General features: G+C 56.8%; 12 protein-coding genes and 1 pseudogene. 7 read left to right on the forward strand and 6 right to left on the reverse strand.

Annotated elements, in window-relative coordinates:
• Positions 1-25: 25 nt before the first annotated feature.
• Positions 26-1,438: a S8 family serine peptidase gene (locus Q1B21_RS17090; RefSeq protein ID WP_299891288.1), complete on the forward strand. Its 1,413-nt coding sequence runs from the start codon at positions 26-28 to the stop codon at positions 1,436-1,438.
• Here Q1B21_RS17090 and Q1B21_RS17095 read toward each other — a convergent pair.
• Complete coding sequence (locus tag Q1B21_RS17095; protein WP_299891291.1) at positions 1,435-2,178, reverse strand: hypothetical protein; 744 nt, start codon at positions 2,176-2,178, stop codon at positions 1,435-1,437. The two genes, Q1B21_RS17090 and Q1B21_RS17095, sit on opposite strands and share 4 nt — an antisense overlap.
• Entirely contained in the window at positions 2,175-2,681 is a 507-nt protein-coding gene (locus tag Q1B21_RS17100; RefSeq protein WP_298934741.1) for an RNA polymerase sigma factor, read from the reverse strand. Before Q1B21_RS17100 ends, Q1B21_RS17095 begins: the two co-directional genes overlap by 4 nt.
• Positions 2,682-2,909: 228 nt before the next feature.
• Here Q1B21_RS17100 and Q1B21_RS17105 point away from each other — a divergent pair, with 228 nt between their 5' ends.
• From Q1B21_RS17105 to Q1B21_RS17115, 3 genes are all read left to right on the forward strand, one after another.
• Positions 2,910-3,725: an alpha/beta hydrolase gene (locus tag Q1B21_RS17105; RefSeq protein ID WP_299891296.1), complete on the forward strand. Its 816-nt coding sequence runs from the start codon at positions 2,910-2,912 to the stop codon at positions 3,723-3,725.
• A 26-nt stretch (positions 3,726-3,751) separates the two neighbouring features.
• On the forward strand, positions 3,752-4,798 hold the full coding sequence (locus Q1B21_RS17110) for a DUF1611 domain-containing protein (RefSeq protein WP_299891299.1): 1,047 nt from the start codon (positions 3,752-3,754) through the stop codon (positions 4,796-4,798).
• Positions 4,799-4,881: 83 nt separating this feature from the next.
• On the forward strand, positions 4,882-6,300 hold the full coding sequence (locus Q1B21_RS17115) for an ABC transporter ATP-binding protein (protein ID WP_299891301.1): 1,419 nt from the start codon (positions 4,882-4,884) through the stop codon (positions 6,298-6,300).
• A gap of 163 nt (positions 6,301-6,463) precedes the next feature.
• Here the strand turns inward: Q1B21_RS17115 and Q1B21_RS17120 are convergent.
• The 4 genes and pseudogenes from Q1B21_RS17120 to Q1B21_RS17135 all read right to left on the reverse strand — a co-directional run.
• Positions 6,464-6,625 (reverse strand): annotated as a pseudogene (locus Q1B21_RS17120) (IS6 family transposase); the annotation flags it as partial.
• Between the two features lie 79 nt (positions 6,626-6,704).
• Positions 6,705-7,637 carry a M23 family metallopeptidase gene (locus Q1B21_RS17125; protein ID WP_299891305.1) on the reverse strand — a complete coding sequence of 311 codons (933 nt, stop codon included), beginning with the start codon at positions 7,635-7,637 and terminating at the stop codon, positions 6,705-6,707.
• A 15-nt stretch (positions 7,638-7,652) separates the two neighbouring features.
• Positions 7,653-7,991 (reverse strand): STAS domain-containing protein, encoded by a 339-nt coding sequence (locus tag Q1B21_RS17130; protein ID WP_299891308.1) that lies wholly within the window; start codon positions 7,989-7,991, stop codon positions 7,653-7,655.
• A gap of 134 nt (positions 7,992-8,125) precedes the next feature.
• A complete protein-coding gene (locus Q1B21_RS17135; protein ID WP_299891311.1) occupies positions 8,126-9,256 on the reverse strand; it encodes a hypothetical protein in 1,131 nt (376 codons plus the stop codon).
• A gap of 92 nt (positions 9,257-9,348) precedes the next feature.
• On the opposite strand from Q1B21_RS17135, the gene Q1B21_RS17140 reads away from it, so the two are divergent.
• Genes Q1B21_RS17140 through Q1B21_RS17150 form a run of 3 tightly spaced genes read left to right on the forward strand, consistent with a single transcriptional unit; the run spans position 9,349 to position 14,009 of the window.
• On the forward strand, positions 9,349-10,416 hold the full coding sequence (locus tag Q1B21_RS17140; protein ID WP_299891314.1) for a hypothetical protein: 1,068 nt from the start codon (positions 9,349-9,351) through the stop codon (positions 10,414-10,416).
• Between the two features lie 42 nt (positions 10,417-10,458).
• Positions 10,459-11,712: an NHLP bacteriocin system secretion protein gene (locus Q1B21_RS17145; protein WP_299891317.1), complete on the forward strand. Its 1,254-nt coding sequence runs from the start codon at positions 10,459-10,461 to the stop codon at positions 11,710-11,712.
• 59 nt (positions 11,713-11,771) lie between these two features.
• A complete protein-coding gene (locus Q1B21_RS17150; protein WP_299891320.1) occupies positions 11,772-14,009 on the forward strand; it encodes an NHLP family bacteriocin export ABC transporter peptidase/permease/ATPase subunit in 2,238 nt (745 codons plus the stop codon).
• Positions 14,010-14,022 lie beyond the last annotated feature (13 nt).

The raw sequence follows: 14,022 nt of genomic DNA on the forward strand, positions 1-14,022 counted from the left end.
TGTATAATCGGAGTTGGAAGTCGATATGAGAATGCCAACGATAAAACTCTTCCAGGTTTTGATAGTCGCCAGCCTTTTGATCCCCTTGCAACTGGCACTGCCTATGGAGTGGCAAGCCTCGCTGGTTTCTGCCGCCTGGGCTGATGATGACGACGATGGGGATGACGGAGACGATGGGGATGATGATGACGATGACGACCAAATGGGCCAGAGCACTGGTGGCTCGGGAAATGGCCGGGCCTCTTCGTGGAAAAATCCGCTCGGATCGCTGCTGCGGCGGCTTACCGACACACCGCAACCGGCAGAACCAGCACCACCTCCTGCGCGCGTTGTGCTTCCGTCACGCGCACCCGCAGAAGTCGTGGTATCAGATGCGTCCACCGAAGACATCGAACAGCTACTATCAGAAGGATTTGCGGTTTTAGCGACGGAAAACTTAGGGGCGTTCAATCAGGTTCTTACACGTTTGACGACGCCAACCGACCTGACATTGGAGGCCGCTCGGGACCGGGTCAGAGCCCTACCGTCGGTCAGCACCGCAGATTTCAATCACTATTATAGGTTTGAACAAGGCGAAACAAACGTGGCCGTTTCAGCGCCCTGTCTTCACGAAAACTGCGCCGCCTGGGACATTATCCAGTGGCCAGACATCACAAGGGCCAGCGATACGTGTTCCGTTCGCGTTCCCGTGGGCATGATTGATACCGGAATTAATTCGGATCATGAGATCATGACTGCTGCACAGCTGGATTTGATTAAGCTTTCCGACCAATCTCTTGAACCGTCTAAGGCGATCCATGGCACGGCGGTTGCATCCCTGATGATTGGCAATCCAAACAGCCGGGTTCCCGGTTTGATTCATGATGCCGAGATCATTGCGGTTGATGTCTTTTCCCGCAGGGGTTCGGATGAGCGGGCCGATCTGGTTTCGCTGTTGCGCGGCCTTGATGCGTTGAAAGCCCGTGGTGTACGCGTGATCAATCTTTCTCTGGCCGGTCCGGAGAACAGCTTGCTTGAAGAGGCTGTCAATCAGTTGGTACAGCAAGATGGAATTGTTCTGGTTGCAGCCGCGGGCAACGCTGGACCATCGGGCAAACCGGCCTTTCCCGCCGCTTATGAACCTGTGCTGGCCGTTACTGCCGTGGACGCCCGGGCACGCATTTACCGTCAGGCGCAGCGTGGGGCACATATCGATTTGACGGCACCCGGCGTGAATATGTTATCGGCCACGTCGATACGCGGTGCACGTCTCAAATCAGGCACGTCTTTCGCGGTCCCTTTTGTTACCGCAGCGGTGGCTCTTTTGCTGTCACAGGACGAAACCCTGTCCCCTGAACAGGTGCGCGAATTCTTGAGGCAATCGGCCCGAGACCTGGGTTCGCCCGGCGTGGATGAGGTTTTTGGGGCTGGCCTGCTGAACGCAGCATCACTGTGCTAAGGCCGCCAGCCCTGCGCAATCAAATCGGCTTCTTCCGAGGGAGCGAGCGCCTCGCCTGCCCCCAACCGGTCGAGAAATGGCATGAGCCCCTGCATCTCGGCCCCGCTTGCGGTCACAAAACCGTCTTCGGTTCCAGACGCCGCAAGTGGTTCTGACAGGGTGACTTCGACCACCCATGTGTCAGAGGCGATGCAGGCAATGCCAAGCTCAATACGTTGATCTGGGCGGTTGATGATCTCGAATTCGCGGCAAAAACCATCCGCCGTTGGAAGCGTGGCAAGGATCATGAACTCCTGATTCACACCAGTTTTTTCAGGAACCCCCGAGGGCAAACGGCGCAAAGCCGATGCCAGGCCTGAGCCACTTTCAACTGGACCAACTGCCAGGTTTGGCGCGGCACTCGGTACTAGCAGATGGGGCCCGGTCACCGCCACAAAGGCCAACGTGGCTGCAACAGCCGCCCCGATCCAGACGCGCGGACGCGCGCGAAACGGCAAGATTTGGGCCGGTTTTGTTTCGCCTAATAAAGTGTCTTTAACGGCCTGAGGGATAGGTTCATCCAACGGCTCAGCAAAGGCTTCGGACAGCGCTTCGTTAGCGGCCATAAGGTTGTCGACATAGGCCTGATCCTGCGGATGATCCGCCAGATGCAAGACGAGCGTAGCGGCCTCTTCCGGCGACAACTCTCCATCAGCAAACGCAGCGAGGCGGGACTTGTCTATCACGGTTTCAGCACTCATTGCATCGGTCCTTTCGACATCCCCAGTTGCGGCAGCAAAGCGTCCCTGGCCCGCGACAAACGGCTCATGACAGTGCCGACTGGCACCTCAAGCACATCGGCGGTTTCTTTGTAACTCAAACCTTCAATCGCCACGAGTGACAGAACGAGACGCTGCTTTTCGGGCAACGCCCCCATGGCAACCCGCGCCATGTCCAGCATCATCCTATCCTCAGGCAAACGCGCTGCCCGCCCCTCATCAGACAAACTGGCGGCCTCCGGATCCAACGCGGTCCCGCGGGTTTTGGCGCGCCTGCGATCATCAATCCAAAGTGTTTGGATAATTCGGTACATCCAACTGTCCATACGCGTCCCTTCACGGAACTGGTCGACGTTTTTCAACGCTTTCACACAAGCTGACTGCACCAGATCATCTGCGTCCGGTTTGTTGCCTGTCAGTGTCAGTGCAAACCGACGCAGTTTTGGCACCAGCGCGACCAGGTCTTTTCGAAACCGGTCTGTCATGCAGTCACTCCTGTCTCATGTCGTGTCCCCCGACAACGGATCAGGACAGAGTTTATTCCAAAAGATCGGAAACATAAAAATCTACCGCGGGATGGCCAACAGACGCTCGATACAGAGACTGGCTTATGTGCCGCCCTGTAACCACCCTCGCTCCGCGCCTTTAAGAATTTTGGAATAGACCGCCGCCTGAGCCGTTGTACCAGCAAGACAGCAATCAGGAGTTCAAGGATGCTCGATACCGCTATGGATGTCATGCCCGTTTCAAGACCGATGTCAGTGACCAGAGTCTCAGTTTGGTCAGGACGCCGCCAGCTACACGCCGAAATCCGCGTCCCTAAAACATGTTCCCCGGATATGCCACCTCTGGTGGCGCTGCACGGAATATCCCGCGACGCCGCAGGGGTTGCCGGGGCATTTTCAGAGCCATGTGCGAGTAAAGGCCAGGTTCTGATTACTCCATTGTTCACGAGAGAGAACTGGTCGCATTTTCAACGGATCGGCGGTTACCGCCCGGATCGTGCGCTTCTTGCCCTGCTCGCCCTGGTGCAGCAGATGGGATTGGCAAGAACAGACAAGGTTGAGATGTTCGGCTATTCCGGCGGCGCACAGCTCGCACACCGGTTTGCAATGCTGTACCCGCAACGGGTGGCGGCCCTGCACCTTGCTGCTGCTGGCTGGTATTGCCTGCCTGATTTGACGCAGCCATTTCCGATGGGGCTGGGCCCGTCAGAAACGAACCTTAAAACAAACATTCCGGCTTTGGCGCACAATCAACTGAGGCACTTTCTTGCCCTGAAACTGCGGGTCTACGTGGGCGCCGAAGATCATCACCGAGATGAAGCCTTACGCAAAGAGCCGTGCATCGATGATGTTCAGGGACGCCACCGGTTGGCGCGTGCGCGTTACTACTGCAAAGCAGTTCGCGCCGCGGCTGATGCGCGCGGTGTCACGGCCGACCTGTCGCTGTGTGAACTTCCGGGATGTGTCCACAGCTTTTCAGACTGCGCGGCAGCGGGGTTAACCGGACTGGTGTGCAGCGACTAAAACGTTTTACTTACAGGAGTTTAACTATGAAAAACTGCAATTTCAAAACCGCGAAATGGTGCTTTGCAACACGCCGCATCGATCAGAATCTTGCCGGCGGGTTGTGCCATGATTTCTCGCAGACAAAACCGGGTGATCTTATCCTCGGTCGTGTAAAGTCGATCGGCAACCACAGGCGCATCCAGCTGCCTGAGGGGCGCCCCTCGACCCTGTACCCAGGCGATCTCGTCGTGCTGCCGTGCGGAGCCCGGTATGCCCCCGATCAGTTTGAAGGCTTTGCCGAGATCGATGAACAATGTAGCGACATGCTTGCTGGTGGTGGGTGTATCGGGCGGATGGTGCAGCGCAATGAGCGCATCAAACCCCCTACGCGTATTCAACCTTTGGGGCGAATCACATCCAAGGACGGAACCGTTCTAAACACCCGTGATTTCGCTTTGGCCAAACCGACCACAACCAGCCAAATCCCGGTCATCTGTGTCGTGGGCACCTCGATGAACTCAGGCAAGACAACCGCCACGGCGGCTCTTGCCCATGGGCTGACAAAGGCGGGTTGGCAGGCCGCGGTACTCAAAGGGACAGGCACGGGCGCATTTGGCGACTACAATGCCTACACCGATACTGGCGCATCTTATGTCGCTGATTTTACCGATGCGGGCATGGTCACCACCTATAAGGAGCCCTTGCACAGAATCGTTGAAGGCATAGACACATTGCTAAGCGAGGCTGAGACCCGCGATTGCAACATCGCAGTGATGGAGCTGGCAGACGGCATTTTCCAACAGGAAACGGCCGCCATTCTGGCGACACCCTCAGCACGCAGCAGGTTCTCAAAATATCTATTCGCATGTTCAGATGCCGTTGCGGCTGCGGGCGGCGTCGCTGAACTGGAACGCAACGGGATCCGTCCAATTGCTTTGACTGGGATGCTGTCATGCTCGCCCATGGCCGTGAACGAGGCCCAAATCGCGACGGGTGTTCAAGTGCTGACAAAGGGTCAGCTGCTTGATCCGGCTTATGCCAACACACTGGCGGCACGTACCCTGATGGGTCGATCCGCCCTGGCGGCATGAACCCCCCCGCACTTTTTGTTGGTTTAAGACGCCGACTGCTAGGATGGGTCCTGATTTCGACCCTTCTGCAGGCGGTGGCTTTCGTGACGGTCGCCGTGGCAACGCGCAGGGTTTTTGTGGCGCTGCATGCCGGGTCTGGACTACCCGTAGCAGAGATAGCATTGGTTGGCGCCGCGGGAGCTTGCGCGGCTGTGATGCAGCTGACCATTCGGGTACTCGCCGAACACTTGGGGCAGGATTTTGCCAAAGACGTTCGCCTGACCTTGTTCGATCACGCCAGTCGGAGCGACCAGAACGAACTGAACCAAAGGCGCTTAGGCTATCATGTTCTGCGGTTCACAGGCGATCTGACTGCACTGAAAGGCTGGCCCAGCCTTGGATTGCCCCGATTGGTGCAGGCCTCGGTTCTGTTGCCCGTATCCACCGCCGTTCTGATCTACCTGGACAAGCAATTTGCTTGGGCGGCGGTCTGTGCCCTTCTGCCCACAGCGATTTGGGTACCTCTGTCACAACGCAGGTTGGTGCGTGCACATCGGACGTTGCGCCAGCGCCGCGCGCGGCTTGCCGCCGATGTCACCGAACGCCTGCCGATCGCACCCCGACTAGCAGCATTGGGGCGCCGGAGGACTGAGTCAAATTTGCTGTCTCGCCGCGCAACCCAGGTCGTCGAGACTGCCCGAGGCTTGTATGGCCTCATTGAGGTCCGAAAAGCTGTCCCAGAGGTGTCGGCAGCCGTCGCGGCCAGCCTGATCATGTGGATTGGCGCGCTTGAAGGCATGCCAGCCGGGACAATTGCGGCCGCTCTGGCAACGCTAGGGCTGATGATCAGACCATTGCGCAATGCGATGGCGTCCGGCGATCAGGCCGCAAGGTTTCACATTGCTCACAACAAACTGATCCGCGCCCTACAGCGTCCTTTGTCTACACCAACGAACTCCAAAAGCCGCCTGCGTCGGAAACCAGTTTCAGTAGAAGTCACGTCTCATCACGGACTTGCTCTGAAGTTGGCTCCGGGGCAGACCGAGGCTGTGTCCAAGACACTGATGGATCAAATCGAAACCGCTTTTACAGGCAATTCCAAACTCGTGGATGTTAAGCTCAAACTAGACGGAAAGGACATTTCCAACTTATCGCCGGGCAGCCTGCGCCGCTGTGTGGGGATTGTCACCGAACGGCCATTGATCCTGAAGGGAAGTATGCGCCGTGCAGTGACCTTGGGCTTGCGGACAAGACCATCAGATGATCAGATCCTACAAGCCGCCCGCGATACAGGATTGATGAACGTTATCAATGATATGGGGGGGCTAAGTTCCAAGCTGTCAGAGCGCGGCGCCAACCTTTTAGCAGATCAGAGGCTGGCCATCTCATGCCTGCACCTTATGCTGCAAAAGCCGGGCGTCATCCTTGTACGCAGTGCGCCCCCTGTCCGTGTGCGTGCATCCACTATATGGAAAACAGCGACCAAACTCGTAACACTCTCCTATCCGTCAGGGAAATCATGAACTGGCTTTCGACTTGATATACCCAACAGTCATTCACTCACTGACCTTAACAACGTCAATGGTCACAAGTCTGCGTCAAAACCACGTTGTTGCGTAGATCGCGGATGGTCTGAGCGATCCCTCGATGCGGTTATCGACACCTAATGGGCTCGATGATCGACGCCCGGATCGTCTCACAACTCACCATGATCCCTTGCTCGGCAAGCAGATCCTCGTCGTTGCGCAGACAGAGTACAAGGCCATGGTAAGGCCAGACCGCATAGGAAATGATGGATCGTGGAAAACGGTAGCCCGTCAGACGAGGCTGGCAAATCTGGCTGATCATCGTTCGGAGCTAGGGCATTTGGGATTGTGGCCAACACCTTGACGATCCCCGCGATCAGCTTGGCAATGCCTATCTGACTCTAAGCCGGAATGGTGAAAACTCGATTGCGCCTCAACGCGCTCACGCCCTGGAACCTGATCGGTATCGGCTCACCACTCAGGGGGTTACCAGATCCGTCAGGCCGATGCGCATGAATATGCAGATGCGGATCCGAGGAGTTTCCCGAATTGCCAATTTCACCCACTAGCTGGCCGATCTTGACCACATCCCCCTTCGCAACCGAAACGCTGCCTTTGCGAAGATGTGCCAAACAAACCTCGACCTTGCCAATTTCGAGATCCTCATACTGAATGCAGACATGGTTTCCCAACGGGGCGGTTCGATCCGAAGCTCCCAGCGGTTGGTCGTCGGCGCCGTCGCTTGCGGCACTGACTTGCCCTGTGACCGGTGATAACAGTGGATGCCCATATATCCAGAAATCATCCACACCTCGCGGCCAGACCCTGCGCGTCTGCAGACCGAGCAGCCCCGCAGCCACAATGTCGACCCCGTATGACTGGCCACGAAGATCTGGAACATTCAAGCATTTCAGGTGATGGTTCAAAAATCGGCTGGCTCCACCTTGTATGACCAGAAATCGGCCATCTGATACCGGGCTGTGCAAATGCAATTCGGCCACCTCGGCAAGTCGCTGGCGTTTCACAAGAAAGCAAAACACACCAATTGGCAGGCCGATCAACAGCCCTACAAAAGCGTCAGACCACGTGCCAACCGGCAAGTCGGGTTGTGCAAAAATGGCCATTGCCATGGCGACCCCGCTGACCAGCATGATCCACCTGTCCCATGGCGGCGTGCGCGGCAGCATGATCTGGAAGAACAGGCAAAACACGGCAAAGATCAAAACACCGGACATCTGCTCGGCCAAGCTTGACGCAAGGGTGACTTGAACCGCCATCAGCGGAGGCAGAGCAGCGTTCGACAGTGCCGCCAGAAGTGGGCGCGGGATATACATCGCCGCGCAAACCCTCTAATTGCTGACTTGGCCCACACCGTCTTCGAGGCTGTCGGCAATCGACAGAATGCGATCAAACCCGCTCATTTTGAAGACGTTGCGAATATTTTCATTCATCGCACAGAGGATCATCTCCGCGGCAGTTCCCTTGACTTTTTTTGCGCCCATCAGGAATACCCTCAGCCCCGCACTGCTTACGAAATCAACGGCTGTCATATCCACGAGCGTCGACGTCGCCGCCCCGTCGAGCTGGGCGATAAGTGCGCCTTCGAACTGAGGGGCGGTTGAACTGTCGATACGGCCAGTAACAACCAGCTGCGCGTAGCCGTCATGCTGGATGACATTAATCTCCATCGGTCGCTCCCATGTAGCCTAATGGCTTTAACTGCTCTTGTTGGTTCGCGCTAAACTGGCAGGCTAACCAGCCAAAAGTCAATTGACGCCACCACGCGACGCCGCAAAAAATCTCCGTAAGCTTCGGTCGCCCGTCAGGAAACGCACCCCCAGTCGAGGCTCTGGATGAAACGGTGTTCTATGTCGTCTGCTGCGAAGTCTTCGAAGCACAATGCTGAAAGAGCAAGCAAAACCTGCCCGAAATCTGGCGAAGCGCCCAGTCGCGGTACGACATGATCCTGATGCAACCTTTCCATCACTGAAGCCGCATGGGCAAGCAGTCTCAGCATGCCGCGTTCGGCAGCGGGCGTGAGATTCTGGTCAAGATATATTCGGGCGCGGGCCTTAGGCTGAAGCACGCGGGCTGGTGTCAGACCGATCATAGTCAGAAATAACTCTGCATCGAACTGACCGGTCGCGGCGACAAGACCAGCATAGTCAGCCAGCAACTCGTCATACAGGTCGTTGCGCATTTGCCCGCAAACACGCCGAGTGAAGTAATGAGCGCATTCATGTTCCAGCCGGATCACCCGTGATAACTCCAGGACCTTTTCCTGACCACCGGGCAAATCATCGGCGGTCACGTTGCTGTAGGTCCCGCGCGACAGGATTATGAACCGATCCTGATAGAGAGGTTTGTTGGGCACAATCTCTGCCCGGAAATACGCTGTCCAATCAAACTCGGAGTTGCCGTCGGCAAGCCAATCTGCCTTGAGCCGCGCTATTCGGCCCCAGTTGTTGAACCCTGACACCATAGCCGCCCCCATACTGCTGGGCACAGCAACGGGTTCGCTGCGATACAAGAATGCGCGCAGGAGAGCTTCAAAATCTGATCGCGTAGCAGGCTCGAGAACGGGTATTCGCCCGGCCGCTGTCTGATGTAGCGTCACCTTCAAAGCCTGTGGCGCTTCCAATTGCAAACCCTCGCCGGGGTCTGGTGCCAAAGACAGGTCCCCCCGTTTGGTCGCGGCCAGATAGGCGGGGTTCTGACCTTGCATATCTGAAATCTCGAAGCGCAGCTGTGGGAGCGACGTCGACAATTTCAACCAGATGTCTGGGCTGCTCGCATAACTATCCCATGTTTCCACAAAGGGTTCGTCCGGCAATGGGAAATCCGGAGCCTTTTTCGGGCCTTCAAACGGCGGCGAAAGCGTCGCCAGAAGGCACTCCGCATCTGCGCCTGTTACACCTGCGACGCGCAACGCATTGGGTGCTTGCTCAAGCATCGTAAATCACCTTTACTTCCCAGTACATTGAGGGTGCGGTTACGTTGAAGACACGGCGCCACCTGGTATTCTTAGCAAGCTCAGAAGGTCCCATGTCAAGACTCTTACTGCACATAGGCCACTCCAAGACGGGCACCAGTTTTCTACAGGCACTTCTGAGGGAAAATCGATCTGTGTTGGCACGGCACGGCTATGATTACCCGCCGCCTTCTTGGCAGGAGAACGAAGAAGACAACGCGGAAATCGGTCAGGGCAATGGCCTCGTGGCGGCGCAAACCCCGAAGGCGATGCAGGCATTACTGCTAGACCGCCCCCGCCCCGACCGAGGGCTGATCCTGTCGAGCGAAGAGTTCTTTCCACAACTCGCAACAGCCTCGGATCCGGAGCGTCTGGGGCGGCTGGCCATCGAAGCTGGTTATGACAAAGTTTCCATTTTGCTTGCGATCCGAGACCCTGTTTCGCACGCGGCGTCGCTTTGGATGCAATATGTGAAACGCGCAGGCGGGACGGCCCCGTTAGAGCGTTTCTTTGAACTTTACACCGTACCCGATCTCGTACTGCGATTTCTGGACGCTTATGACGGTCAACTGAATGTATCGATCAAATTGTTCAACTACAGCCGCCACAAGGCGCATCTTACAGACCGCCTGGCAGATTGGCTTGGCCTAGAGGCACAAGACCTCAATGCTCCAAGGGCCCCAAGAATCAATCGGGGCCTGACCCGCGCGGAAACGGAGTTACAACTGGCACTGAATACAGAAATCGGCCGGCGCGGCCGCATCCTCTCAGACGCGCTCTGCAGTGCGTTGCCAGAAGTCACTGCACACGCGGCCTACCCCGCAAAATGCGTCCAGGCCGCGATGCTGGACAGGCTGTCTCCAACTCTGGGACGACTAAATTCGCGCCTTGAACCGGACGAGCGCTATCAAGATACCTTGCACGAGCCGATGACGCTGCTCCCCCAAAATGAGACAAATTTCCTTTCACAACATCAACTTAGAGTTGTGGTCTCGGTATTAGGCCATGAGATCAGGAACCTCTTGAAGTCAAAAGTCGATAGCGCCCGCGAAACGCTTTATGAATCTCTTGACGGAACGGTTTTCACCGCAGAGAATTCAATCAAAGGGTCAACCGAACCGGAGCGTGGCGGACAACCGTAGGAAATCCGGAAAAGGGCCCGCAAAAACACCGGGACGTGAGCGATGAGCAAGAATATCTTCCGCAAAAGTGCGATGGACCGGCTTGCCTCTCCAGAGCAGCTCGACAGGTTGGTTCCGGTAACGGACAGCAAAGCGTGGCTCGCCATGTTGATGCTAATGTCCATGCTCGCCGCGGCCGTCGTCTGGAGTTTTCTAGGCTCACTGCCCTCCCGCGTAAAAGGTGATGGCATACTGATCATCGAAGGCGGACGCGTCTTTGATGCTGTGGCGCAGGCCGACGGTATCGTTGAAAGGTTGGAGGTCTCTATCGACGATCTCGTCGAAAAGGATCAGATCGTTGCGCGCCTTTCCCAGCGGGATCTGCAGATCGAGTTGGACAACACGATTGCGACCGTCGATGAGGCAAAGAGTGAGTTGGATCGAGTTCAGTCAGATGTGGAACGGCAGTCAGAGTTGCAGAACGATGCACTACAAGAGCAGATCGACGCCACCAATGAGCGGGTGACAGTTGCCGAGGTGCGATTGAAAAATGCGCGCGAACGTCTGGAAGAATTCGAAGACCTTTTAGAACGCGGTCGTGCCACAAATGACGCCGTTCTTGAACGCCAGCTGGCCGTTGACTCCATCCTCAAGGAACTGGGCGAGCTGCGGCAGGTATTGTCCGACATAGAAGTGCGCCGTTTCGACGCCTTGGCAAGCAATAATGATCGGATTGAGCAGGCGCAGCAGCGTGTCGCCGAAGCCCAACGCCGGCAAACGGCGATCGAAAGCCAGTTACAGCGCGGTTCAGTCATCATTGCCCCTGCTGCCGGTCGCGTAACTGAATTGCAGGCCACGGCCGGTCAGCTTCTAGGCCGCGGCGAGGCCGCGCTGTCATTTGAAACCCTGGGCGACAGCCTTGAGCTGGTTTTGTATGTCGGTCCATCCGACGGCAAATCGGTGGAACCGGGTATGCAGGTTCAGATTTCGCCGCTGACAGCAGCCCGTGAGGAATATGGCACCATTCGTGGACAAGTCACAGAAGTGTCCGGCTTCCCCTCGACCGTCGATGGCATGATGGCGGTGCTGCGCAACAGCGAGCTTGTGCGGCAGTTTTCCGCCTCGGGCCCGCCTTACAGGGCGATCGTGCGACTCGACCGGGATCCGAATTCAGTTTCTGGCTATGCCTGGACATCTGACAGAGGTGCCGGGCTTGAACTGCGCTCTGGCACACTGACCGAAGGGGAAGTGACGGTACGCACCCAACGCCCCATTGAGATGGTAATCCCATTGCTGCGTGAATGGACAGGCCTCTGATGTACCCCGCCAAACCTCCTCGCGCTGCACTCTGTCTTCTGCAAAAGGCTTGATCTGACGTGTTTTCCGGTTCCCAATCCAACGCCTCAGACGATCAGAGCGCTGACAAGGAATTGCTCGCCTTCAAGGAAGCAGCTCGCAAAAAGGGACGCAGAAAGTCTGTCCCGACCGTGCTTCAGATGGAAGCCGTAGAATGTGGCGCCGCCGCTCTGGCAATGACCCTGCGCTACTATGGACGCTATGTCCCGCTTGAACGTTTGCGGACCGAATGCGGCGTGAGCCGTGATGGCTCGAAAGCGTCGAACGTTCTGAAGGCCGCGCGTGGGCATGGTTTGACAGCAAAGGGCTACAAATACAGTCTTCCCAAGCTACTCGACGTCAAGATGCCATGCATCGTGTTCTGGAACTTCAATCACTTTGTGGTCCTGGAAGGCATCCGGGGAAAGAAAGTTCACATCAACGACCCGGCGATGGGTCCACGTACGCTGAGCTTTGAAGAGTTCGACGAAGGATACACGGGCGTTGTACTCGAATTCGAACCCGGGCCGGAGTTCAAAAAGGGCGGTGAGCGTCCCAAGGACCTGGCCGGTCTTTTCCGCCGTCTGAGCAGTTCGAAAACCGCCGTGACCTTCGTGCTGCTGGCCACTTTGTCGTTGGTCATCCCGGGGCTGGTCATCCCGGTCTTCTCAAAGATCTTCGTCGACGAAATTTTGATCCAGAACTTAGATAACTGGGTCATGCCTCTGCTTATCGGAATGGCACTCACCGGGCTGATGCGCGGCGCGCTGACGTGGTTGCAGCAGATTGCACTGGTGCGACTGGACACCAAGATTGCCTTGACGCAGGCATCGGCCTTTCTGTGGCACGTGTTCCGACTGCCCCAGGGTTTCTTCGACCAGCGTTTTGCCGGAGACATCCTGTCACGCGTAACGGCAAATGACCGCGTGGCCACACTGTTGTCCGGCCCGTTGGCAACCAATCTCGCCTCACTTCCGACTGTAATCTTTTATCTGGCGGTGATGTACGCCTTTGATCCGATCATGGCGATGGTTGGTGCAGGGCTTGCTCTGCTGAACGTGCTGGTCCTCAGATTGCTCAATCGGGTGCGCGAAGATGGCAGTCGTCGGCTGATGCAAGATCAGGGCAAGCTTGCGGGCACGTCCGTTGCCGGCATACAGCTTATGGAAACTCTGAAGTCATCGGGTCAAGAGGATGATTTCTTTTCCAGATGGTCTGGGTACCAGGCCAAGTATCTGGCATCCCGGCAAGAGTTTTCTTTCTTTTCGACGATCCTCGGATCGGTGCCTGTATTGGTGTCAGCCCTGATCACCGTGGCGATACTGTTTCTCGGCGGGCTTCGGGTGATGGACGGGGCGATGACCATCGGCATGCTTGTCGCGTTCCAGAGCCTGATGCGAAGCTTCACCGGCCCGATCGAGAAAATGGTCAACCTCGCAGGCAGCTTGCAGGAAATCAAAGGCGATCTTGCGCGCCTCGATGACGTTCTCAACCACGAGCTCGATCCACGGTCCGGCGTGCAGGACGAGAAAACGCCAGCCGAAGCGGCCCTCATGAAATTGAACGGACGGATCGAATTGCGCGACGTCGTCTTTGGCTACTCAAAAGCCGGCCCCCCTCTGATCAACGGGCTGTCGTTGGTGATTGAACCGGGTCAGCGCGTGGCCTTGATCGGTGGATCTGGCAGCGGAAAATCGACGGTGGCCAAGTTGATTACAGGGCTCTATGCGCCATGGAGCGGAGATATCCTGTTTGACGGCAAACCCCTTAACGAGATCCCGCAGCGAGTGTTTTCACAATCGCTTTCGACCGTGGATCAAGAGATTTTCCTGTTCGAAGGATCGTTACGCGACAACCTGTCGATGTGGGACACAATGGTGCAGGAGCGTGACATTGTGAACGCACTACGCGATGCCGCCATTCTGGACGTCATCGAAGCACGCGCCGGACGGTATGACACACAAGTGTCAGAGATGGGTTCGAACTTTTCTGGCGGGCAACGCCAGCGCGTCGAAATCGCCCGCGCTCTGACGGTTAATCCTTCGATCCTCGTGTTGGATGAGGCGACCGCGGCGCTCGATCCGATTGTTGAAAAACAGATCGACGACAATGTCCGAAGGCGCGGATGCACCAGCGTGGTTGTGGCGCATCGGCTTTCGACTGTCCGCGACAGCGACGAAATCATCGTGCTGAGCCAGGGAGCGGCGGTGCAGCGCGGCATTCATGAAGAAATGATCGAACAGGACGGGCCCTATCGCAGCCTGATGCAGGCGGAATAGGAGGTTTGAGAGC

Source organism: uncultured Ruegeria sp. (genome assembly GCF_947504215.1).
GTDB lineage: Bacteria > Pseudomonadota > Alphaproteobacteria > Rhodobacterales > Rhodobacteraceae > Ruegeria.

Bases quoted from the DNA above. Each gene is read 5' to 3' on its own strand.
- Q1B21_RS17135 (WP_299891311.1), bottom strand. From the start codon at position 9,256: ATGCTTGAGCAAGCACCCAATGCGTTGCGCGTCGCAGGTGTAACAGGC.
- Q1B21_RS17090 (WP_299891288.1), top strand. From the start codon at position 26: ATGAGAATGCCAACGATAAAACTCTTCCAGGTTTTGATAGTCGCCAGC.
- Q1B21_RS17105 (WP_299891296.1), top strand. From the start codon at position 2,910: ATGCTCGATACCGCTATGGATGTCATGCCCGTTTCAAGACCGATGTCA.
- Q1B21_RS17110 (WP_299891299.1), top strand. From the start codon at position 3,752: ATGAAAAACTGCAATTTCAAAACCGCGAAATGGTGCTTTGCAACACGC.
- Q1B21_RS17125 (WP_299891305.1), bottom strand. From the start codon at position 7,637: ATGTATATCCCGCGCCCACTTCTGGCGGCACTGTCGAACGCTGCTCTG.
- Q1B21_RS17140 (WP_299891314.1), top strand. From the start codon at position 9,349: ATGTCAAGACTCTTACTGCACATAGGCCACTCCAAGACGGGCACCAGT.
- Q1B21_RS17095 (WP_299891291.1), bottom strand. From the start codon at position 2,178: ATGAGTGCTGAAACCGTGATAGACAAGTCCCGCCTCGCTGCGTTTGCT.
- Q1B21_RS17100 (WP_298934741.1), bottom strand. From the start codon at position 2,681: ATGACAGACCGGTTTCGAAAAGACCTGGTCGCGCTGGTGCCAAAACTG.
- Q1B21_RS17145 (WP_299891317.1), top strand. From the start codon at position 10,459: ATGAGCAAGAATATCTTCCGCAAAAGTGCGATGGACCGGCTTGCCTCT.
- Q1B21_RS17130 (WP_299891308.1), bottom strand. From the start codon at position 7,991: ATGGAGATTAATGTCATCCAGCATGACGGCTACGCGCAGCTGGTTGTT.